This window comes from Streptosporangium sp. NPDC006013, from assembly GCF_040614275.1.
Lineage (GTDB): Bacteria > Actinomycetota > Actinomycetes > Streptosporangiales > Streptosporangiaceae > Streptosporangium.
In genome coordinates this window covers 1-21,048 of sequence record NZ_JBEXUE010000143.1, presented here as the reverse complement: position 1 = coordinate 21,048, position 21,048 = coordinate 1, and the positions used below count along the sequence as shown (strand labels likewise).

The 21,048-nt window shown below is 71.3% G+C and carries 16 protein-coding genes and 1 pseudogene; 11 read left to right on the top strand and 6 right to left on the bottom strand.

From position 1 onward, the window contains the following. Positions 1 to 788 (top strand): HEXXH motif-containing putative peptide modification protein (locus ABZ260_RS22315; protein WP_355620714.1); only part of this gene is annotated, 788 nt, incomplete at its 5' end. Between the two features lie 11 nt (positions 789 to 799). Here ABZ260_RS22315 and fxsT read toward each other — a convergent pair. Continuing rightward, positions 800 to 3,331 (bottom strand): FxSxx-COOH system tetratricopeptide repeat protein, encoded by a 2,532-nt coding sequence (fxsT, locus tag ABZ260_RS22310; protein ID WP_355620711.1) that lies wholly within the window; start codon positions 3,329 to 3,331, stop codon positions 800 to 802. Positions 3,332 to 3,532: 201 nt separating this feature from the next. Between fxsT and ABZ260_RS22305 the strand changes: the two genes are divergently transcribed. The 3 genes and pseudogenes from ABZ260_RS22305 to ABZ260_RS22295 all read left to right on the top strand — a co-directional run. Then, positions 3,533 to 3,691, top strand: a complete 159-nt coding sequence (locus ABZ260_RS22305; RefSeq protein ID WP_343977558.1) for a hypothetical protein — start codon at positions 3,533 to 3,535, stop codon at positions 3,689 to 3,691. Between the two features lie 210 nt (positions 3,692 to 3,901). Then, on the top strand, positions 3,902 to 4,792 hold the full coding sequence (locus ABZ260_RS22300) for an SIR2 family protein (RefSeq protein WP_245651495.1): 891 nt from the start codon (positions 3,902 to 3,904) through the stop codon (positions 4,790 to 4,792). After that, positions 4,789 to 6,519 (top strand): annotated as a pseudogene (locus tag ABZ260_RS22295) (hypothetical protein); the annotation flags it as partial. The gene ABZ260_RS22300 and the pseudogene ABZ260_RS22295, both read left to right, overlap by 4 nt. A gap of 106 nt (positions 6,520 to 6,625) precedes the next feature. Here the strand turns inward: ABZ260_RS22295 and ABZ260_RS22290 are convergent. From ABZ260_RS22290 to ABZ260_RS22270, 5 genes are all read right to left on the bottom strand, one after another. Continuing rightward, a complete protein-coding gene (locus ABZ260_RS22290; protein ID WP_355620708.1) occupies positions 6,626 to 8,095 on the bottom strand; it encodes an MFS transporter in 1,470 nt (489 codons plus the stop codon). 452 nt (positions 8,096 to 8,547) lie between these two features. Next, positions 8,548 to 10,224 carry a hypothetical protein gene (locus ABZ260_RS22285; RefSeq protein WP_355620705.1) on the bottom strand — a complete coding sequence of 559 codons (1,677 nt, stop codon included), beginning with the start codon at positions 10,222 to 10,224 and terminating at the stop codon, positions 8,548 to 8,550. A 64-nt stretch (positions 10,225 to 10,288) separates the two neighbouring features. Continuing rightward, a complete protein-coding gene (locus ABZ260_RS22280) occupies positions 10,289 to 11,239 on the bottom strand; it encodes a sugar kinase (RefSeq protein ID WP_355554786.1) in 951 nt (316 codons plus the stop codon). Positions 11,240 to 11,246: 7 nt separating this feature from the next. Continuing rightward, positions 11,247 to 12,185 (bottom strand): pseudouridine-5'-phosphate glycosidase, encoded by a 939-nt coding sequence (locus ABZ260_RS22275; protein WP_355620702.1) that lies wholly within the window; start codon positions 12,183 to 12,185, stop codon positions 11,247 to 11,249. Between the two features lie 123 nt (positions 12,186 to 12,308). Further along, positions 12,309 to 13,280, bottom strand: coding sequence for a putative sulfate exporter family transporter (locus tag ABZ260_RS22270; protein WP_355620699.1), 972 nt, complete (start codon positions 13,278 to 13,280; stop codon positions 12,309 to 12,311). Positions 13,281 to 13,458: 178 nt separating this feature from the next. On the opposite strand from ABZ260_RS22270, the gene ABZ260_RS22265 reads away from it, so the two are divergent. The 7 genes from ABZ260_RS22265 to ABZ260_RS22235 all read left to right on the top strand — a co-directional run bounded on the left by ABZ260_RS22265 (position 13,459) and on the right by ABZ260_RS22235 (position 21,004). Beyond that, a complete protein-coding gene (locus ABZ260_RS22265) occupies positions 13,459 to 14,418 on the top strand; it encodes a LysR family transcriptional regulator (RefSeq protein WP_355554780.1) in 960 nt (319 codons plus the stop codon). After that, positions 14,399 to 15,913, top strand: coding sequence for an NAD(P)/FAD-dependent oxidoreductase (locus ABZ260_RS22260; protein ID WP_355620696.1), 1,515 nt, complete (start codon positions 14,399 to 14,401; stop codon positions 15,911 to 15,913). The genes ABZ260_RS22265 and ABZ260_RS22260 overlap by 20 nt, the downstream gene beginning before the upstream one ends. A 73-nt stretch (positions 15,914 to 15,986) precedes the next feature. Then, positions 15,987 to 16,694, top strand: coding sequence for a response regulator transcription factor (locus ABZ260_RS22255; protein WP_350928705.1), 708 nt, complete (start codon positions 15,987 to 15,989; stop codon positions 16,692 to 16,694). Continuing rightward, positions 16,691 to 18,088, top strand: coding sequence for a HAMP domain-containing sensor histidine kinase (locus ABZ260_RS22250; protein ID WP_355620693.1), 1,398 nt, complete (start codon positions 16,691 to 16,693; stop codon positions 18,086 to 18,088). The genes ABZ260_RS22255 and ABZ260_RS22250 overlap by 4 nt, the downstream gene beginning before the upstream one ends. Next, entirely contained in the window at positions 18,085 to 18,225 is a 141-nt protein-coding gene (locus tag ABZ260_RS22245; protein ID WP_355620690.1) for a hypothetical protein, read from the top strand. The genes ABZ260_RS22250 and ABZ260_RS22245 overlap by 4 nt, the downstream gene beginning before the upstream one ends. A 263-nt stretch (positions 18,226 to 18,488) precedes the next feature. Continuing rightward, positions 18,489 to 19,685 carry a bifunctional glycosyltransferase family 2/GtrA family protein gene (locus ABZ260_RS22240; RefSeq protein ID WP_355620687.1) on the top strand — a complete coding sequence of 399 codons (1,197 nt, stop codon included), beginning with the start codon at positions 18,489 to 18,491 and terminating at the stop codon, positions 19,683 to 19,685. Then, positions 19,682 to 21,004: a glycosyltransferase family 39 protein gene (locus ABZ260_RS22235; RefSeq protein ID WP_355620684.1), complete on the top strand. Its 1,323-nt coding sequence runs from the start codon at positions 19,682 to 19,684 to the stop codon at positions 21,002 to 21,004. The genes ABZ260_RS22240 and ABZ260_RS22235 overlap by 4 nt, the downstream gene beginning before the upstream one ends. Positions 21,005 to 21,048 lie beyond the last annotated feature (44 nt).

The window sequence follows — 21,048 nt, the reverse complement described above, 5'->3', positions numbered from 1 at the left end:
CCCGGCCGTACGGGTTCGTCAAGCTCACCCCCGGACACCTGGAGGTCCTGGCCGGGCAGCTCTCCGCCGAGCAGGCCGCGGGCCTGGCCGGGGTCGACCCGTACCGGTGGCCCGTGGAAGAGGTCGCCGAGCCACGGCTCGGCCGCGAGCGGCTCCGCGCGTGGCGGGCGCACCTGGACGACGCGTGGCGCGTCCTGACCGCCCACCACCGGCAGGTGGCGGAGGAGGTGAGCTCCACGGTGTCGGTGCTCACCCCCGTCAAGGCGCCGGACAGGGGGCAGAACAGCGCTTCCACCCGCGAGGCGTTCGGGACCGTCGCGATGTCCGACCCGTGGCACGGCCTGGGGCTCGCCGCCACGCTCGCGCACGAGATCCAGCACGCGAAGCTCACGGCGCTGACCGACGTGATCCCGCTGACCCTGCCGGACGACGGCAGACGCTACTACGCGCCCTGGCGGGATGACCCGCGCCCCGCCTACGGGCTGCTGCAGGGTTCGTACGCCTATCTCGGGGTGGCGGAGTTCTGGCGGAGGCAGCACAGGTTCGAGCGGGACACCGAGGCGTTCCGGGCACGCGTGGAACTCGCCCGGTGGAGGCGGGGTGCCTACCAGGTCACCGGCACGTTGCTGGCCAGCGGGAGCCTGAACGAGCGCGGAGAGGAGTTCGTGGCCTGCATGAGGAGAACCCTCGAAGAGTGCGCCGCCGAACCGGTGGACGACCTCGCGGAGGCACAGGCCCTCCGCGAGGCGGAGCGGCACCTCGACGCCTGGCGGAGGCGCAACACCTGACCCCGGCGTGATCAGATCGGCGGGGGGTCGAAGTCGCAGTCGATGCGCCGGCCCTCGCTCGCGAGGATGGCGTCGGGGTGGCCGGCCTCCAGGGGGCGCTCATACTGCCGCATCGTGTCGTGGTAGAGCAGCTCGGCCTCCTTCTCCGCGCCGGCGGCTCTCAGGTCGAGGACGAGGTTGCCGGCGCAGGCCAGGCTCAGGAAGTGGTTCTCGCCGAAGAGCTTCCGCAGCCTGTCCAGCGTCTCCCTGCCGAGCTCGCACGCCTGGGTGAACTCCCCCAGGATCGCCAGGTCCGTCTGGAGGCTGATGGCGCACGTCAGCGGGTAGTGGTGCTCCCTGCCGACCTTGGAGATCAGGCCGCGCACCGCCTGCTCGTTCAGCCGGCGGGCCGTCTCGACCTCGCCGCGCAGGCGGTGCAGGATCGCCAGGTTACCGCCGCAGGCGAAGCCGTAGGGGTGCTCCTCGCCGAACACCCGGGGATACAGCGCGACCGCCCTGTTCGCTATCGCGAACGCCTCGTCGAGGTCGCCGGTCACCCGCAGGGAGTTGGACAGGTTGATCGCGGCCGCCATCGTGTCGGCGTGCTCGTCTCCGAAGAGCCGCTGGAGCCGGGTGTGCGTGTCACGCGCGAGCTCCAGAGCCTCGGAGACCTCTCCGGCCCGGCGCTTGGCGATCGACAGGTCCTTGGCCGTCAGCAGGGTGAAGTGATGGTCGAGCGTCAGCTCCTGGACGCCGTAGGCGTAGGCCTCCTCACCCAGGTCGCAGGCCTCGGTGTAGTCGCCGCAGAGCCGTACCGCCCTGGCCAGGCCGTTCCAGGACAGCAGCAGGGTGCTCTTGCCGATGCCTCCCATCGCGTCGCTCATCTCCAGGTACGTCTCCTGGTGCAGCCGTCGTGCCGCCTTGTAGTCACTGGTCAGCGCGTAGTCGAGGGCCAGGCTGTTGAGCACGCGCAACGTGGCGGGGTCGCTGGGGCCACGGTTGGCGATGTGGGCGTCCCGGGACTCACCGTCCAGCTTGCGGGCGGCGGCGAAGTCGCCACGGGCCCGCAGGGAGGCCCCGTACCCGTTGGTCGTCAGGAGCGTCTCGCGGTGGTCGGGGCCGAGGATGGCGCGCATGTCGTCGAGGGTCTGGTGGTCGACCTCGTACGCCGCGGCGTACTGGCCGAGCGCCCGCAGGACATTGCCCAGGTGCCGGTGCGCGACGAGCACGTCCAGGTGCTTCGGCCCGCTGACCTCGGTCCATCTCCGGATGAAGCTGGTGAGGAAGGAGTGGGCCGACTGGTAGTTGCCCGACATGTACAGGTAACGGACCACGTTGAGGGCGAACTGCCTGGCCGCGGGGTCCGTGCACTCCTCCAGACCGGAGGGGGTGACGTGCGCGACCAGCTCCTCGAAGCTGCGCCACCTGTCGGTCTCGTCGGGGTCGTTCGGGGCGCTGCCGGCCAGCAGCACGTGCACCTCGTGCCGGATCTCCGTCTGATCCTCTTCCGGCAGGTCGTCACGGAGCAGCGCCTGGATCAGCCGGTGAACCTGGATCGTGCGGGTGGTGGGCTCGATCCTGGCCAGGGCGAAGCGTCTCAGCTCGCTCAGCGCCGTGGCGAGCAGGATCGGATCAGAAAGGATCTTGCTGAGCCGGGGAACGACGGCCTTGTTGCCCCTGCGGAAGACGTCGCGCGGAATGGGCTCGGGGCCGAAGAAGGCACAGCATCGCAGGAGTGTGATGGCCTCGGGGAGGCGGTCCTGCAGGAGCGACACCGACACCTTCCAGGCCGCCGTCATCGACAGCGGATACCCCGGTGCCCTGTTGACGCCCAGCAGCCTGTTCGCCTGCTCGCCGAGCTGCTCCAGGTACTCGTCGACGGACATGCCGGTCTCGTACTGCAGCGCGCCGGCCTGCTCCAGAGCCAGCGGGAGGTCGCCGAGCTGCTCGGCCAGCCGCGAGGCGTCGTCGTCGGGAACCTCCCGGCGCAGGCGTTTCTTCAGGAACGCCACGCTCTCCTCGCGGGTGAAGACGTCGACCTGGAGGGTCTCGAAGTGGTCCTCCCACTTGGGGTTGCGCGAGGTGATCAGGACGTGACCCGGCCCGCGCGGGATGAACTCCTCGACCTGTCCCGGATCCTCGGCGTTGTCGAAGATCAGCAGCCAGCGGCGGTAGGGGTTGCCGTTCTGCAGCGTCCTGCGCACGGACTCGGCGGCCTCCTCGACACCGGTGGCGGAGGCGGGAGGCAGCCCCAGGTGGGGGGCCATCGCAGCCAGCGCGGACGGCACCAGCACGCGCTGGTCGGCGGGGATCCACCAGACGAGGTCGTAGTGCGACCGGTAGCGGTGGGCGTACTCGATGGCCAGGTGTGTTTTGCCGACACCGCCCCACCCCTGCAGCGCCTGGGGCTGGGGCACGACGGCGGTGACGGTGCTGATGCCCTGGCGGAGCCTGACAAGCAGGTCGTCCCGCCCGGTGAAGTTCCTGTTGCGGGGCGGCACCTTCTCCCAGACCTCGGGCTGCCGTTCCGGCACCGTGTTCGCCGCGTGTGAAAGCTCCACCACCTCGGGCCTCCGTTTTTTTAGCCAAAGGGATCGTACGGTCATCCTAAAGGTTGATTCGGCGAGTGGGGTATTACAGAATCGCATAGTAAGAAGAAAGCGGCCTGGATACTTTCGAAAGGGACGTCGTTTCACGTTTTTTAGGACGTCCCAAACCCGAGCGGTGGTCGAGGCCCGATCTGGAGCGATGTAAGGGGAGCACGTATGCGTGATGACGGCTCAAGATCAAACATTTTCGTCGACCTCGGAGGCCTCTCCCTGGAGATGCTCGGTGAGATCGAGGACCACTCCCTGCGGAGGGCGCTGGAGCCGTTGTTTCTGGAGACGGCGGAGCCGACGGCCGGATTCACCAGCTCGATCTGAACGGTCACCCTGCCGTTTCACGCGGGTCACGGCAGAAAGGTGATCGTGAATCATTCGCCTGCTCCGGGCGTGCCGTCGGGACAAGCGTCGGCGGGACAAGAGGTGCCTTCCCTCGCCGGAGGGATTGACCATGCCAATAGAGTCGTACGGCATCGAGTCCATGATCCGATTGGACCTCTTGCCCGTGAGGTGGTGCCCTGCGTGCATGACATGGGGGAGGCCGAGTGGGAACGCCTGCTCGACCAGTTGAACAGCGGGGACTGCACGCCGTTCCTGGGGTCAGGGGCGTGCGTGGGCACTCTGCCGACCGGGACGGCGCTGAGCCGCGACATGGCGCGCCGATGGGATTATCCGTTCGACGACGACCATGATCTCCCGCGGGTGACGCAGTTCGCAGTGATGCGATATGGGGATTCGGTATATGTGAAGAGGCGGATCTGCGACGAGCTCGACGCCGGGGGCGCGCCCGACTTCCTCGACCCCCTCGAACCGCACGGTCTGCTCGCGAGCTTCCCGCTTCCGGTATATCTGACGACAAACTACGACGACTTCATCCTGCGCTCACTCGAAGCCGTGGGAAAAAGACCGAATGTGGCCGTCTGTCCATGGAACAAAGGGCTGGCCTACGCCGAGGATCTGTTCAGCAGCGAGGCGGGCTGGAATCCCAGGCCCGAGGCCCCGCTCATCTATCACCTGCACGGCAGCCTGCAGGATCCGGCGTCGATAGTGCTGGCGGAGGACGACTATCTGGAGTTTCTCACCAACCTCGCCGTGGACGGTGTCGCGGGCGGCCAGCGGATGCTGCCCACCTCCATTCTCGCGGCGCTGACCAGGAGACCCCTGCTGTTCATCGGATACAGCCTGCAGGACTGGACATTTCGCGTGCTTTTCCATGGGTTGTTGAAAGCCGTTCCCGGAATCAACCGCCGCAGGCACGTGAGCGTCCAGCTCGCCCCCTCGCTCGCCAGCACGAAGGCGGACGTGCTGGAAGTCCAGCGTCAGCTGGCCAGATACTACGAAGACTGGCGGATCTCCATCTTCTGGGGGACGGCGGAGGAGTTCTGCCGTGAGCTGCGCCGGCGGATGGGACCGGTGCCGTGACCTCCGATGTGACCTCCGACCTTGTCCGGCCGGACGCGGCCGGCCGGCCGTACGTCGGCCTGCGGGCCTTCCGCCGCGAGGACCGAGCCAAGTTCTTCGGCCGCGACAGGGAGGCGCACGAGGTCTCCGACCTGTGGCAGGCCGGGCGCCTGACCGTGCTGTACGGGCCGTCGGGCGTGGGCAAGACCTCGCTGATCCAGGCGGGCGTGCTCCCGCTGCTGGACACCGGCAGGACCGATGTCCTGCCGATAGGCAGGGTGTCGCACGGCTCGCCCTTCCCCTCGGCCGCGCTCTCCCGGCACAACCCGCACGTGTTCGCGCTGCTGTCGTCGTGGTCTCCCACCGAGACGCCCACCCGGCTGGCGGGGCTGACGATCCGTGAGTTCCTCAGCCGGCGCCCGCCGCGCCAGGACCCCTACGGCGACCCGGTCCTCACCCTGGCCGCGATCGACCAGGCCGAGGAGCTCTTCGGGGACTTCGCCCACCGCCAGCCGTACCGGGAATGGTTCATCGGCCAGCTCGTCGAGGCGCTGGACGACGACCCGAACCTGCGTCTTCTCATCTCGATCCGCGAGGACTACCTCGCCGCGATCCTTCCCCACGAGCCGAAGCTGGCGGGCATGGCCAGGAGCCGTTTCTCCCTGACCGCCCTTGACACGGGCGCCGCGGTCCGGGCGACCGAGGGCCCGCTGGAGGGAACGGGACGCTCGTTCGCCCCGGGCGCGGCGCGTGGCCTGGTGGACGACCTCCGCATGATCAGGGTCGGCAGGGCGCTGGGCGAGGAGGTCGTCGCCGACGCCAAGGTGGTCGAGCCCGTCCAGTTGCAGGTCGTGTGCTCGGCCATGTGGCATTCCCTGCCCGAGGACGTGCGGGTCATCTCCTCGGACCACGTCCGCAGGTTCGCCAACGCCGATCGTTCCCTCACCGACTTCTCCGAGCGAATGATCACAGAGGTGGCCCACGACCACTTCGGAGACGACGTCGCCGAGCTCAGGAGCTGGCTGCGCCGCTGCTTCATCACCGAACTCGGCACCCGCGAGGTCGTCTACCAGGGGGAGACCGTCACCGCCGGCATGCCGAACGCGGTGGTCAGGGCGCTGGTGGACCGCCACATCCTGCGTGAGGACATCAAGGCGGGCACGCGCTGGTGCGAGCTGTCGCACGAGCGTCTCATCCAGCCGATCCTGCAGAACGACCGCCTCGTCGTGCAGGCCGAGAGCCGGGCCCTTCCCGACGACTACCTGCGGGCCGCCGAGCTCTCGTTCCGCGACGGGGAGTTCGCGCTGGCCGCCAAACAGGCCGAGGAGGCTCTGGAGCGGTGTGGCGACAACACCAGGATCCGCGCGGAGATCGAGTCCTTTCTCGGCAACGTGGCGCACCGGCGGGAGGACTTCGAGAAGGCCGTGTCGCACTACCGCACCGCCGCGGTCCTCTTCGAGACGCTGGGGGCGACCTCGGCCGTCGGCGGCCTTCTCGCCGGGATCGGCCGGCTGCGGCTGGCCCAGGGGCGCCCCTCGGTCGCGGTGCGGGAGCTGTACTCGGCGATACGCCGCGTCCCCAACGACATGAGCATCCAGACCGAGCTCGCCTGGGCACTCTGGTACGACGGCCATCCCGATGCGGCACGTGACGTTCTCAACGACGTTCTGGGAAGGGAGGGAAACCTCACCGAGGCGTTGCGGGCGCGGGGCGAGATCCTCGCCGGGCTCGGCCAGGCGGAAGCGGCGTTGCGCGACCTCGACCGGGTCGGACCGCTGCAGTGGCCCTCCACCCGGGCCGCCCACGCCCTCGCGCTGGCCCTGCTGGGGCGCTTCCCCGAGGCGAGGCGGGAGATCAGGGCTGTGCTGACCGAGGCGGGAGATCACGGTCCGGTGCTGCTGTATGCCGCCCGGATCGAGGCTCTGGCCGGCGACGCCTCGGCGGCGGCCGATCTGGCCCGGAGGGCGGGGACGGCGAGGGCGCCCACCCTCCCTGCCCATCTCGCTGCCGAAGCGGCTCGGTTGGTCGCCCCGTCGTGAGCGCCCGCGTGGCCGCGTGGGCCCCGGTCGCCCGGACCTCCCTGGCCGTCCCGGCGAGGCCGAGCCGCCTATGGAGGTTCAGCAGTGCCACGAGCGTCACCACCAGGGCGACGCAGAACATCAGGCCGGCCAGGATGACGGCCGCCGTCCGGACGCCCGCCACGGCGACCAGGGTCCCGCCGAGGGGGGCCGCGACGCACACGGCGCTGTACGTGACGAGCCGGTGCACGCTCATCACACGCCCGAGCTTGCCCTTGTCGACGGTGTCGACCTCGAAGGTCCTGATGGCCACGTTGCTGAGCGCCCCGGTGCACCCGGTCAGCAGTATCGCGAGCCCGAAGAAGATCGGCCCGGCACCGTACGCCGCGATGAGGAGCGCCAGCACCCAGATCCACAGCTGGGCGAAGAGCATGGAGGTCCTCGGCTTGAGCTTGAGGTAGGGAGCCAGGCTCGATCCCGCCACCCCGCCCATCCCCCCGGCGGCCAGTACCAGGCCGACCTCGTAGGAGGGCAGGTTCGCCGACCCGGCAATGAAGATCATGATGAGCGCGTTGACCATCAGATTGGTGACCATGGTCAGGGCCATGGCCTTGCGCAGGAACGGGTGCCTCGCCAGTTCGTTGAAGCCGTCGGCGATCTCCCGCAGCAGGTGCCGTCCCGCCAGGCTTCTGAGCCCGTCGACGAGCCCGCCGGCGATCTCGCGGATCGTGTGCGACCGAGGCCGGCGCCCTCTCCCTCCGCCCGCCACGCTCAGCGGGGACAGCAGCGCCAGGAAGAACAGCGCGGAGTTCACCGCGAAGGACGCCACCTGCATGATCCCGAAAAGCCACCCGCCCAGTGGCCTGCCCGCCAGCACCGCGACGTGCGAGATCGTCTCGCTTCTGGCCATCGCGACGGAGACCTCGTCCCTCGGGACGAGGGACGAGATCAAGGCCGTCTCCGCCAGCGAGTAGACGACCCACAGCGTGCCCTCCAGGAAGGCCGCCACCAGTAGGTGCGGGAGCGACGGCCAGTCGAGGGCGAGTGCGAGGAACACGCTGAAGACGGCCAGCCCCCGCAGGGTCTCGGTGAGGAGCATGAGCGAGCGCGGGTTCACCCGGTCGGCCAGGACGCCCGCCGGAATGTAGAAGATCAGGACCGGAAACGTCAGGGCGAAGCTGGTCCAGCCCGCCTGCACCGGAGATCCGGTCAAGGCCAGTGCCAGGAGGGGATAGGCGACGCTCACGGCTCGTGATCCCACGGTGGAGAACGTCAGTCCCAGCCAGACACGGGCGAATTTTCTCATCGGCTAGTTCGAAGTCGCTCTCTAATCCCTGGCCTTATCACGACTTAGCCGCCCGCCGTCCCCGCCCGCGTCCCTGGGGACACTTCACAAGGCGACGGAGGATAGAGCTATCCCGACTCCCACCAGATGGCGTTTCCTTACGAAAAGTCGCAGGATTCAACAACAACGAGAGCCCGTTTCGGTGAAACGGGCCCCAGCGGTGTCGCTAAGTCACTTGAGTCCCAAAAGCATAGCGCCGAAAAAGAGCAGCCGGGAAAGGTCGGTCATTCCCATGCCGAGAAAAGGGACGTTTCGGAATTCTTGGTGGAAATTACAGGTCGTCGACGGCGCTCGGTGGCCGAATCGACGCGACCGGTGAGCGGCCCCCGGAGGTGGGGGCCGCCTATGCCGGTTTCGGTCGCCGCGGACGGCCGGTTCCCGGGGGCGGAAATCACTCCGAGGGGGCCGGAAGTTCAGGCGGGCAGCTGGGCGTCCAGGCGGTAGCCGTCCACGGTGACGTAGACCTGGTCGCCCGGCCGGGCGTTCAGGCGCATCAGGACGGGCTGCAGGGAGTCGAAGACAGGCTGGTCCCGCCAGACCAGGACCACCGCGTTGTCACCGGGGCCGGTGACCGAAAGCAGCGTGCCGGGACGCATGCCCAGCCGGGTGGCGTACCCCTCGGGCACGGCCACGGGACCGCCCCGCAGGTGGTCGCTGGTCACCTCGATGCGCTGCCAGCGGCTCGGGTCGGCCGACGGGCTCGCGGGCGGGTGGAGCGGAGCCCGCTGGCTGGTGATCAGGTGCGGCCGGGTGTTACCGCCGGACAGCGCCGACAGCGTGGCCAGGGCGGCGCGGGGATCGATGCTGCCGGTGTTCACCTGCGGTATCGGCTGGCCGCCGCGGTGGTGGTGGCCGTTGGCCCCCGGAGTGCGGCGAGGCAGCTGCCTGGTCGCCTCGGCGGCGGCCTCCTGGGCAGGCGTCTCCTGCCCGCTCGCGGCCAGGGCGTCCAGCCAGGCCTGGGCCGAGTGGGCCCGGATGCCGAGCTGGTGCTCCATGAGCGCGACCGCGTCGGCGTCGATCGGCTTGTTCGCCAGGAGCTGGCGGGTCCGGTCGCGCAGGCCGCCCAGATCGCCCACGACGAGCCAGTCGTCCTGGAGCCGCCGATCGGGCATGAGCGTGACCAGCACCCGCCAGAGCGGGGTCTGGAGGGTGGGGACCTCGATCGGGTGCGCGGGGTCCGCGCCGATGAGCTGGTCCTTGGTGGCGGCGGCGCCCAGCCACTCGGTCAGCCCGAACATGTGCCCGGTCAGCGGTGCGGACTCCGAGGAGCGCAGCCAGAGCAGGATGCGTTCCTCGGCGGTGCGCTGGGCCGCGGAGAGCGCGTCGCGGTCGGCGTTCAGCTTGTGCGCGAGCGCGCGCAGGCTGATCGGGTCGACCGCGAAGAGCCGTTCCACGGCGACCGCGCGCTCCAGCGGGCTCCAGTCGCGGAACATGTTGTCCACCAGACGCACCAGCGGATAGTCGCTGAGGCGCACCGGAGGTTTGGCGGCGGGGGGTTCGGCGACGGGGGCGACCGGCTCCGGGGCCGGCGACTGGCGCTGCTCCTGCGGCGCGGGCGGCTGGGCCGGGATCGGTGGCGCGGGCACCTGCGCGGGGGCCTGTTCCTGTGCCGGGGACTGCGCCGGGGACTGAGCCTGGGCGGCCGGCACGGCCTGTTCGGCGAGCCCCGGGGTACGGCTGAGCACCTCGCGGAACATGGCGGTGACCAGGACCTCGGGAGAGGCGGGCATCGCGGGCCCGCTCAGGTCTCCCGGGGTCAGGCGGCGCAGGCGGCTCCAGCCGCCCAGCCCGGTGATGGCCAGGCGTGCGGGCTCCGGCCAGCCCGGCAGGGTGGGGTCGACCGTGTGCACGTGCAGGGCGGGCAGCACGTCGCTCAGCGGAAGGTGGTCCCAGCGCGACAGCGAGAGCCGGGCCAGCCTGTCGCAGACCCAGTCGAGCCCGGCGGAGCCGAGGGCCTTGGGCAGGGTGACCGAGGACCACCAGCCGGCGGGCAGCCGGGGGTCGGCCAGGGCTTCGGCGACTTGCTGGGGACGGCTCCAGCGCAGGGCTGGGACCAGATCACTCAGGCAGATCGATGACTCGGCATCCATCGGCGGACCGCAACCTCCCCAAAGTGACGCGTGTGGCTAATGGTGCAGCTTACGCCGCAAGCTATCAATTGGTGTTAAGAGGGTAAAGCTCGTTCGTACCCAACTCCGACGGAAGGATACGTGGACGGCCCCCCAGGACCGTCACGGCCTCCGCTCCGGCGCGGCGTCCGGCGTCCAGCGCGGCCTCGTCGTCGGCCCCGCTCAGCAGGGCCGTGAGCAACCCCGCGGCGAACGCGTCCCCCGCTCCAATGGAGTCAATCACCTCGGTGGTGAGTGCGGGAACCCGGGCGGCCAACTTTCCGTTCCTGGCCATCAGCGCGCCGCGGGAGCCGAGTTTCACCGCCGCCGCGCCGTAGCGCAGGCTCAGGATCTCCGCCGCGCCCTCGGCCGAGGTCTCGCGGGTGAGCAGCAGCGCCTCGTCCAGATTGGGGATGATCAGCTGGGCGGTCAGGGTCTCCTGGATGAACCGCTCGGCGCCGAACGAGCGCAGGAATCCGGTCGAGGCGGGGTCCACGCTGATCGAGACGCCGCGCCGGGACGCCTCGGCCATGGCCAGCCGGGAAAGCTGGAGCCCCGGCTCGGCGAACAGCGTGTATCCGGACAGGTGGAGGTGGCCCACCCCCTCCAGCAGGCTCTCGTCCCAGTCGCCCGTGCCGATGTGCCCGCCCGCGCCCCGGTTGGTGAGCATGGAACGCTCCCCGGTCACGTCGACCATGGCGATCACCACGGCCGTCGGCCGGTCGGGGTCGACCCGCAGGTGCGGCCGTACCCCGAAGCGCCGCAGTTCGGCGGCGTGCCAGTCGGCGGTGTCGAAGCCGACCCGGGTCAGGATGCGGGTGTCGGCGCCCAGCCGGGCGGCCCAGGAGGCCGTGTTGGCCCCCGAGCCGCCGGGACGCAGCACGATGTCGGCGGCGGTGTCCGTGCCGACGGCCAGGCCGCTTCTGGCCGACCCGCCGTGCAGCGCGACGACGTCGGTCACCACGTCGCCGATGACCAGTAGACCCGTTCCGGTCATGGTTTCCTCAGTTTCCCCGGCTCCAGGAGGCCGCGATCTGCCCGGCGAGGCGGACGTTGCCCCGCACCGCGGCCAGGTTCGCCTCGAGTGAGGCTCCGGCGGTGCCGCGTACCAGGTAACCCAGGAGGAACGGGGTGATGGCCTGGCCGGTGACCTTCTGTTCTTCGGCCGCCGCGAGAGCCTCGGCGAGCACCCGGTCGTGCAGTTCGGGGTCGAGCTGCTCCGACAGCGGCACCGGGTTGGCGACGATCAGCGCGCTCTCCGGACCGCCCAGCGCGTCCTGGGCCCGCATGATGTCCGCGGCATCGGCCGGGGTCTCGATCCGCCAGTCGATCGGCTCGCCGGAGGTGTGCAGGTAGAAGCCGGGGAACTCGTCGGTACGGAACCCCGCGACCGTGACGCTACGGGTCTCCAGCCGCTGCAGGGTGGCCCCGACGTCCAGGATCGACTTCACGCCCGCGCAGACCACGGTGATGCGGGTCCGGCTCAGCATGTCGAGGTCGGCCGACTCGTCCTGGCTGTCGGTCCATCCGCGGTGCACACCGCCGAGACCGCCGGTGGCGAAGATCCGGATGCCCGCCCTGGCGGCCAGGAACGAGGTGGCGGAGACCGTGGTCGCCCCGCTCGCCCCGAGCCCGGCGGCGGCGGGCAGATCGCGGAAGCCCAGTTTGCGAAGCCCGGGCTCGCCGGCGATGCGCTCCAGCTGGCTCTTGTCGAGACCGATGCGCGCCACACCGTCCAGTACCGCGATCGTCGCCGGTACCGCCCCGGCCTCGCGGACGAGCTGCTCCAGCTCCAGCGCGACCTCGAGGTTGCGGGGCTGGGGCAGGCCGTGCGAGATGATCGTGGATTCCAGGGCCACGATCGGGGCGCCCTGCTCCAGCGCCTCGGCCACCTCACTCGAGGGGCTCGGCATGCCGGTGAGGGACTGTCGGGTGGTACGCATGAGCTGGTTCTGTCTCCTTGTCCGAGGTCGTAATCATTGCTTGCTTTTGGAACGGTGTAAACGACACCGTCTTCCCCAAAAAGAGCACGTTACGGCGGTTGCCGGGAGACGTCCACCTAAAGATCAGCTAATGAGTAGGGTTCCGATCAGTGAGATCCCGCCGATGATGGCCGTGGAGATCCCGCCCAGGAGCAGTGACCGCCCGCCCCGCACGAGCTTTCGGAGATCGACACCGGTGCCCAGGGCGAAGAGCGCCGCGGCGAGCAGCGTCGCCGTCAGCCCGGGGACGGCCCGGATGACCTCGGGTGGTACCGCGCCCAGGCTCCGCGCCGCCACGGCCACGACGAACCCGGCGACGAACAGCGGCAGCACCGGCGGCCGGCCCGCCGCCCGCCCGGTGCCGGGGGGTTCCGTCGAGGTACGGCGCAGGGCGGCGGAGGTGAGGCCGACGATCGGGGCCAGCAGCACCACCCGGGCCAGCTTGACGGCCACCGCGCTCACCAGGACCCCCGCTCCGGCCGCCGCGCCGATGGCCGCGACCTGTGCGACCTCGTGAACCGAGGCGCCGGCCCAGATGCCCAGCTGGTGCGGTGTCAGGCCCAGCGATCCCGCGAGCAGTGGCAGCGCGACGATCGAGGCGCTGCCGTACAGGACGACCACGCCGACCGCGGCCGCCACGTCGTCGTCGTCGCTTCCCGCGACCTCGTGCATGGCGGCCACGGCCGCCGCCCCGCAGACGGACACGCCGGTCGCGATCAGCAGGGACCTGCGCGGGCTCACCCCGACCAGGCCTCCGATCCACCGCGTCGCCGCGAACGTGACACCGGTCCCCGCCGCGACCACCGCCAGCACCGGCCAGCCGAGCGCCAGCAGTTCCGGCAGCGCGATCTGCAGCCCGAGCAGCACGATTGCCAGGCGGAGCACCCGGCGGGAGACGAACCTCAGCCCGGGGACCAGCGAACGGTGCAGGCCGCCGAGGTTGGTGAGCGCGACCCCGAGCGCCACCGCGATCACGGCGGCGCTCACCTCGGGAACGATCCGGGCGATGGCCGTGGCCAGCAGCACCGCGACGGCCACCGCCCCGAGCCCGGGCACGAGCCTCCCGAGCCCCGATGCCGTCGCAGGTGCCCGCCCCGTCGCAGCGGGCGCCGGGGGGGAGTGCCGGGTAGGTCCCGGTGAACGGGCGGGCGGGAAGGGGGGCATTGTCCGAGTGTCGGCGTGGCCCGGCGGGGCCGGTACCCGTCGTCTTGCTGGTAGGTCATAGCCTGGGGCTATGAGTGAGCTGCCCGACATCGAATCCCTGCGCCTGCTCGTCGATGTGGAACGCCTGGGCAGCCTCGGCCAGGCAGCCAGGGCGGCGGGTGTCGCGCAGCCGTCGGTGAGCAAGCGCATCTCGCTGCTGGAACGACGTCTCGGGCTGGAACTGCTGGAACGCACCCCGCGCGGCTCCGTCCTCACCCCGCAGGGCGCGATGGTCTCGGCCTGGGCCGCGCAGGTGCTGGCGGCGGCCGAGGAGCTCATGAGGGGGGTGGAGGCGGTACGGCACGGCCGGGCCGCCCACCTGCACATCGCCGCCAGCATGACCGTGGCCGAGTATCTGCTGCCGCGCTGGCTGGGAGAGCTCCAGAACCGTGAGCCCCAGGTACAGGTCGGCCTGGACGTGCAGAACTCGGCGGAGGTGGCGAAGTTGATCGGCGGTGAGATCGAGCTCGGCTTCGTGGAGGGGCCCTCGGTGCCGTCGGGGCTGGTGTCGCGGGTGGTGGCCACGGACCGGCTCGTGGTGGTGGTCGCGCCGGGCCATCCGTGGGCGCGCCGCCGTACCCCGCTGCGCGCCGCCGAGCTGGCCGCCACCCCGCTGGTCGTGCGGGAGCGGGGGTCGGGCACCCGCGAGACGCTGGACGTCGCGCTGACCGGCTACGCCGTCGCCTCCCCGAAGCTGGAGCTCGGTTCCAACGCGGCGGTCAAGGGGGCGGCCCGCGAGGGTGCGGCCCCCGCCGTGCTCAGTGGCTACGCCGTGGAGGCCGAGCTGGCCACCGGCCGCCTGATCGAGGTGCCCACCAAGGACATCGACCTCGCGCGCCGTCTGCGGGCGGTCTGGCGCCGCGGTCGCACCCCCAGCGGCCCCGCCGCCACCCTGCTGAGAATCACCCTCTCCGCCGCCGGGCGGCCGGAGCCCTCGGCTCCACCGTCCCCTCAACCCACAGGGAAGTCTCGTGCTCCGCTCTCGCTATGAAGCAGTGATCGTCGGAGGCGGCCACAACGGCCTGGTCGCCGCCGCCTACCTCGCCCGCGCGGGCCGGCGCGTCCTCGTCCTGGAGCGCCTCGACCACGTCGGTGGTCTCGCCGTGTCGGCGCGGGCGTTCCCCGGTGTCGACGCGCGGCTCTCGCGCTACTCGTACCTGGTCAGCCTGCTGCCCGCCAAGGTCGTGGCCGACCTGGGGCTCAACGTCACGCTGCGCCGGCGCCGTTACGCCTCGTACACGCCGGTGGGGGAGAGCGGGCTGCTGGTCGACAACGGCGACGCCGCGCGGACCGCCGCCTCCTTCACCCGGGTCACCGGGGGCACCGGTGAGCTGGACGGGTGGCGGCGCTTCTACGGGATGACCGCCGACGTGGCCGGCAGGGTCGCGCCGACACTGCTGGAGCCTCTCGTCGACCGTGCGGCGATGCGGCGCCTCGTTGGCGACGAGGCGTGGCGCGACCTGTTCGAGCGGCCGATCGGTGAGGTGGTGGACGAGCGGTTCGCCGACGACACCGTACGCGGGGTGGTCCTCACCGACGCCCTCATCGGCACCTTCGCCGACCCCTCGGACCCGGGCCTGCGGGCCAACCGGTGCCTGCTCTACCACGTGATCGGCGACGGGACCGGCGACTGGAACGTCCCCGTCGGCGGCATGGGCGCGGTCTCCGGCGCGCTCGCCGGCGCCGCCCGCGCCGCGGGGGCGGAGATCCTGACCGGTGCCGAGGTCCTCGCGGTCGACGCCTCGGGCGAGGTCGTCTTCCGCGACGCGGGCGGGGAGCACACGGTGGTGGGCGAGCGGGTGCTGGCCAACGTGCCGCCCGCCGTGCTCGCCCGGCTCCTCGGCGGCGCCGAGCCCGCCCCCGAGGGCGCCCAGCTCAAGGTCAACATGGTGCTGTCGCGGCTGCCCCGGCTGAAGGACCCCGCGGTGGACCCCGAGGCCGCGTTCAGCGGCACGTTCCACATCAACGAGGGCCGCGACCAGCTCGCCCGCGCGTTCGCGGAGGCGTCGGCCGGGCGGATCCCCACGCTGCCCCCGGCCGAGGTCTACTGTCACTCGCTGACCGACCCCTCCATCCTCGGCCAGGGGTTGCGGGAGGCAGGAGCCCACACGATGACGCTGTTCGGCCTGCACATGCCGGCCAGGCTGTTCCGTGACGACCCGGCCGGGGCGCGCGAGGCCGCGCTGCGCGCCACGCTCGCCTCGATGAACCAGGTGCTCGCGGAGCCCCTTGAGGACTGCCTGCTGCGCGCCCCGGACGGCGGCCTCTGCCTGGAGGCCAAGACCCCGGTCGACCTGGAGACCGAGGCGGGACTGCCGGGCGGCCACATCTTCCACCGCGACCTGTCCTGGCCGTACGGGGAGCCGGGGCGCTGGGGCGTGGAGACCGACCTCGAGCGCGTCCTGCTCTGCGGCGCGGGTGCCCGGCGCGGCGGTGGTGTCAGCGGCATCCCCGGCCACAACGCCGCCATGGCGCTGCTCACCTGAGCCCGTCCGGCCTGGGCGAAGACGGCCGGAGGTGTTCATCGGGTTCTCATGATGAGCGTCTAACGTGAGGGTCATGGGTGACGGTGAGGCGGCGCGGGTGCTGGTCGTGGACGACGAGCCCGCGCTCAGGGAGGCGCTGCAGAGCAGCCTGGAGTTCGAGGGCTACCGGGTCGGCGTGGCCTCGGACGGCCAGGAGGCGCTGGAGACGCTGGAGCGGGAGCCGTACGAGCTGGTCCTGCTGGACGTGATGATGCCCCGGCTGGACGGGCTGACCGCCTGCCGCAGGCTCAGGGCGGCGGGCAACCACCTGCCGGTGCTCATGCTCACCGCCCGCGACGCCGTGGGCGACCGGGTCTCCGGCCTGGACGCGGGGGCCGACGACTACCTGGTCAAGCCGTTCGAGCTGGACGAGCTGCTGGCACGTGTCAGGGCGCTGCTGCGGCGCGGCGCGCTGAGCGCGCCCGCGGCCGAGGACGACGCGGGCCTGGTCTTCGGCGACCTGCGGATGGACACCGCCAGCCGGGAGGTCACCAGGGCGGGCGAGCGGCTGGAGCTGACCCGTACCGAGTACCTGCTGCTGGAGCTGCTCATGATCCACCCCCGCCAGGTGCTCACCCGCGAGCAGATCCTCAGTGAGGTGTGGGGCTTCGACTTCGAGCCCTCCTCCAACTCCCTCGACGTCTATGTCATGTACCTGCGCCGCAAGACCGAGACCGGCGGGCGTCCCAGGCTGATCCACACGGTCCGGGGGGTCGGCTACGTGCTGCGGAACTCCGCGTGAACGGTCGCCGTTCGCTGCGCTCGCGGCTGACCCTGCTGGTGGCGGCGGCCGTGGCGCTGGCGATCGCGGTCTGCGCGGTGCTGTGCTGGTTCGTCGTCAGGGCCGAGCTACTGCGGCAGGTGGAGCGCTCCCTGGAGGTGCCGAAGGGACCGCAGGGCATCGAGTGGATCGAGTCGTACTGCGCGGGGGGCCCGGCGGGGCCGAGGGAGAGCATCGAGCGCAGGCCGCCGTTCCGCATCCCGTCGGTCCAGCTGATCTACGCCGGTGGCGGCAGGTGTGTCATAGGCACCGCGCCCGTCAAGGTCACCCCCGCCGACCTGGCCCTGACCCAGGCCCCGCCCGGCACGAGAAGGATCAGGGACGGGGTGACCGACGGCGGCGAGGAGGTCCGGGTGATGACGAGGAACGTCGGGCCCGGCATCGCGGTCATGGAGTCCCGGTCGCTGGAGGAGGTTCAGACCACCCTCGCGGCCCTGGCCTGGATCCTCGCCGGGGTCACCGCGCTCGGCGTGTTCGGCGCGGCCTCGGCGGGGCTGCTGGTCTCCCGCACCGCGCTGCGCCCGGTCGGCCGGCTGACCAAGGCCGTCGAGTACGTCGCCAGGACCGAGGACCTCGACACCAGGATCCCCGTCGAGGGCACCGACGAGATCGCCAGGCTCGGCGTCTCCTTCAACGCGATGACCACCGCGCTGGCCGGGTCCCGCGAGCGCCAGCGGCGGCTGATCGCCGACGCGGGGCACGAGCTGCGCACCCCGCTCACCAGCCTGCGCGCCAACATCGACCTGCTGCTACGCAGCGAGAACACCGGGCGCCCGCTCGACCCCGCCCCCAAGCGCAGGCTGCTGACCAACCTCAAGGCCCAGTTCGAGGAGATGTCCACGCTCGTCGGGGACCTGCTCCAGCTCTCGCGCGCCGAGGACGAGCACGAGCCGTACGTCGAGGTCGCCTTCCACGAGGTCGTCGAGGAGGCCGTGCGCCGGGCGCGGCTGCGCGCCCCCGACACCCCGATCGAGGTGGAACTGCTCCCCTGGTACCTGCGAGGTGATCAGGCCGCCCTGGAGCGGGCCGTGGTGAACCTGCTGGACAACGCGGTGAAGTTCTCGCACGGGCGGGAGGGCCCGGTGCGGGTGAGGCTCCGGGGCGGTGAGCTGACGGTCAGGGACCACGGCCCCGGCATCCCCCAGGGGGAGTTGCCGTACGTGTTCGACAGGTTCTGGCGGTCGTCCTCGGCCCGCAGCATGCCCGGGTCGGGGCTGGGGCTGGCCATCGTGGCCAAGGCGGTGCGCGACGCCGGGGGAGAGGTGGAACTGGAGAACGCCGAGGGGGGCGGCATCCTCGCGCGCGTCCGCCTGCCCGGCTCTCCGGCCCGCGCCCACCTCCCCGCGGCGCCGTGAGGTCTCTCATCGGGACCGGGCAGCGCCTGAGGAACGACTCCGACTCCATCTACGACGACAGCCTGCTGGTGAAGCTGACCGGGGAGGGCGACGGCCACCTCGGGGTCATGACCTTCTCCGCCCTCGCCGGGAAGTGACCGCCTGAGAGCCTCCGGCCGCGGCCGGAGGCTTTTCGTGTTCCACCGGCGTATGCGCAGCCGGGCCCGCCTGACTCGCTGCCGGTGGCCTGATCGGCCGGTGCGAAGGGGGGCGCACTCGCGGACGGTCCCAGGCCCCGGCTGCGCGCGCCGGGGCTCCTTCGTTTTCTCACCCGGTGTTAACGAGCGCCTCAGGATCGCCCAAGGTCACCTGACGACTCTGGGGCCATGAGAGAACCGAGCCCTCACCCCGGGAGAGCAGCGTGAAGCAGGCGACAGCGCCGGCGCGCACCCGAACGGTCGAGATCGTGGTCCCCGTCCACAACGAGCAGCGGGTGCTCGACGAGAGCGTCCGCCGCCTGCACGCCTACCTCACGGGAACCTTTCCCTACGGCTTCCGCATCACGATCGCCGACAACGCCAGTACCGACGCCACCTGGCAGATCGCCACCGACCTCAGCCGCGAGCTGTCCGGCGTGCGCGCCCTGCACCTCGACGCCAAGGGCCGGGGCCGGGCACTGCGCAGGGCGTGGTCGGCCAGCGACGCCGACGTGGTCAGCTACATGGACGTGGACCTCTCCACGGACCTGGACGCCTTCCTGCCGCTGGTGGCCCCGCTGCTTTCCGGCCACAGCGACCTGGCCATCGGCACCCGGCTGTCCCGGGGGGCCAACGTCGTCCGCGGGCCGAAACGGGAGTTCATCTCGCGGACGTACAACCTGTTGCTCCGCTCGGCGATGGGGGCGCGGTTCTCCGACGCGCAGTGCGGCTTCAAGGCGGTGCGCACCGAGATCGCGCAGGCGCTGCTCCCCGCGGTCGAGGACGAGGAGTGGTTCTTCGACACCGAGCTGCTGCTCCTGGCCGAGCGGCACGGTCTGCGCATCCACGAGGTGCCCGTCGACTGGGTGGACGACCCCGACAGCCGTGTCGACATCGTCAGAACCGTCAGGGACGACCTCAGGGGGATGGCGAGGGTGGCGCGGAAGACGCTGTCGGGGGCGGCCAGGATCCCGGTCCCGCCGCGGGTGCGGGCGGCGCGGCTGCCCGGGGGCATGGCCCGCCAGCTGCCGAGCTTCGCCGTCATCGGCGTGGTCTGCACCCTGGCGCACCTGGCCCTGTTCGTGTCCCTGCGCCTGGTGATGCCCGCCGTCGTGGCCAACGGGGTGGCCCTGCTCGTCACCGCGGTCCTCAACACCGCGGCCAACCGGCGCTTCACCTTCGGCGTCACCGGCCGCACCGGAGCCCTCCGTCACCAGCTCGAAGGCGGCCTGGCCCTCCTCGTCGGCCTGTCGCTGAGCACCGGCGGCCTGGCCCTGCTCAACCTCGTGGCACCCGCGGCGTCCACCGCCGCGGAGGTCGCCGCGCTCGTGACGGCCAACGCCGTCGCCACCCTCGTACGCTTCCTGATGCTCCGCACCTGGGTCTTCAACCCCCGCCGCGCCAAGGAGAACAGCCGATGACCACCCACACCTCGCCGGACGCGGCGCTGCCGACTTCGGGCGGGCGGCACACCGTCGGGTACACCGCCGGGCACACCGCCGGGCAGGGCGGGGTGCGGCGGGTGTTCCTCGGCGCCCCCGGCGACCCCCGCTGGGCGCGGCCCGGCCTGTGGGGGGTGCTCGCGCTGGCCACCGTCCTGTACGTCTGGGCGCTGGGGCGCAACGGTCACGCCAACGAGTACTACTCCGCCGCGATCCTGTCGGGCACCCAGAGCTGGAAGGCGTTCTTCTTCGGAGCCCTGGACGCGGGGTCGTTCATCACCGTGGACAAACCACCGCTCGCGCTCTGGGCGATGGGGCTGTCCGCGAGGATCTTCGGGTTCGGCACCTGGAGCATGCTCCTGCCCCAGGCCGCCGCCGGGGTCGCCGCCGTCGCCGTGCTCCACTCGGCGGTGCGAAGAGCCATGCCCGGCGGGTACGGCCACGCCGCCGCACTGGTCGCGGCCCTGGTGATGACGCTGACCCCGATCACCGTGGCCATCAACCGGGACAACAACCCCGACACCCTCCTCGTCCTGCTGCTGGTGCTCGCGGCCTGGTTCTGCCAGGAGGCGGTACGCGCCGGCCGGATGCGCGCGCTCGTCGTCTCGGCGGTGCTCGTCGGCCTGGCGTTCAACACCAAGATGCTCCAGGCCTACCTGGTGCTCCCGGCCTTCGCCCCGCTCTACCTGGCCATGGCTCCGGGGGCGCCGCTCCGCCGTCTCGGGCACCTGCTCGCCGCGGGCGCCGCGCTGGTGGTCTCCAGCGCCTGGTGGATGGTGACCGTGGACCTGTGGCCCGCGTCGAGCCGCCCCTACATCGGCGGCAGCACCGACAACTCCGTCTGGGACCTCGTCATCGGCTACAACGGCCTCGGACGGATCTTCGGCAACGGCGGGGGCCGGGCCGGGGGCGGCATGGGGTTCGGCGGTGAGGCGGGCGCCGGGCGCCTGTTCAACGACATCATGGCCGGGCAGATCTCCTGGCTGCTGCCCTTCGCCGTGATCGCCCTGGTCGCCGGCCTGGCCCTGACCGTCCGCGGCCCGCTCCGCGACACCAGGATCGCCCTGCTGCTGTGGGGCGGCTGGCTCGTGGTCCACTACGTCGTGTTCAGCTTCTCCAGCGGCACCTTCCACCCGTACTACTCCACCGCGATGGCCCCGGCCGTCGCCGCTCTGACCGGTCTCGGCGGGGTGCTCGGCTGGAGGGCCTACCGGCACTCCAGGGCCTGGTCGTGGGTGCTGCCCGCGGCCGGGCCACGCGCCGACGCGAGATCACCGGCGTCTTGTCCTCAACGTTGAGCAAGCGAGCGATGTGACGGGGAGCCGGAACCCGGGCCACCTCG

Excerpts from the sequence above, each read along its gene's own strand:
- ABZ260_RS22305 (WP_343977558.1), top strand. The coding sequence starts at position 3,533 with ATGCGTGATGACGGCTCAAGATCAAACATTTTCGTCGACCTCGGAGGC.
- ABZ260_RS22300 (WP_245651495.1), top strand. The coding sequence starts at position 3,902 with ATGGGGGAGGCCGAGTGGGAACGCCTGCTCGACCAGTTGAACAGCGGG.
- ABZ260_RS22290 (WP_355620708.1), bottom strand. The coding sequence starts at position 8,095 with ATGAGAAAATTCGCCCGTGTCTGGCTGGGACTGACGTTCTCCACCGTG.
- ABZ260_RS22285 (WP_355620705.1), bottom strand. The coding sequence starts at position 10,224 with ATGGATGCCGAGTCATCGATCTGCCTGAGTGATCTGGTCCCAGCCCTG.
- ABZ260_RS22280 (WP_355554786.1), bottom strand. The coding sequence starts at position 11,239 with ATGACCGGAACGGGTCTACTGGTCATCGGCGACGTGGTGACCGACGTC.
- ABZ260_RS22275 (WP_355620702.1), bottom strand. The coding sequence starts at position 12,185 with ATGCGTACCACCCGACAGTCCCTCACCGGCATGCCGAGCCCCTCGAGT.
- ABZ260_RS22265 (WP_355554780.1), top strand. The coding sequence starts at position 13,459 with ATGAGTGAGCTGCCCGACATCGAATCCCTGCGCCTGCTCGTCGATGTG.
- ABZ260_RS22255 (WP_350928705.1), top strand. The coding sequence starts at position 15,987 with ATGGGTGACGGTGAGGCGGCGCGGGTGCTGGTCGTGGACGACGAGCCC.
- ABZ260_RS22235 (WP_355620684.1), top strand. The coding sequence starts at position 19,682 with ATGACCACCCACACCTCGCCGGACGCGGCGCTGCCGACTTCGGGCGGG.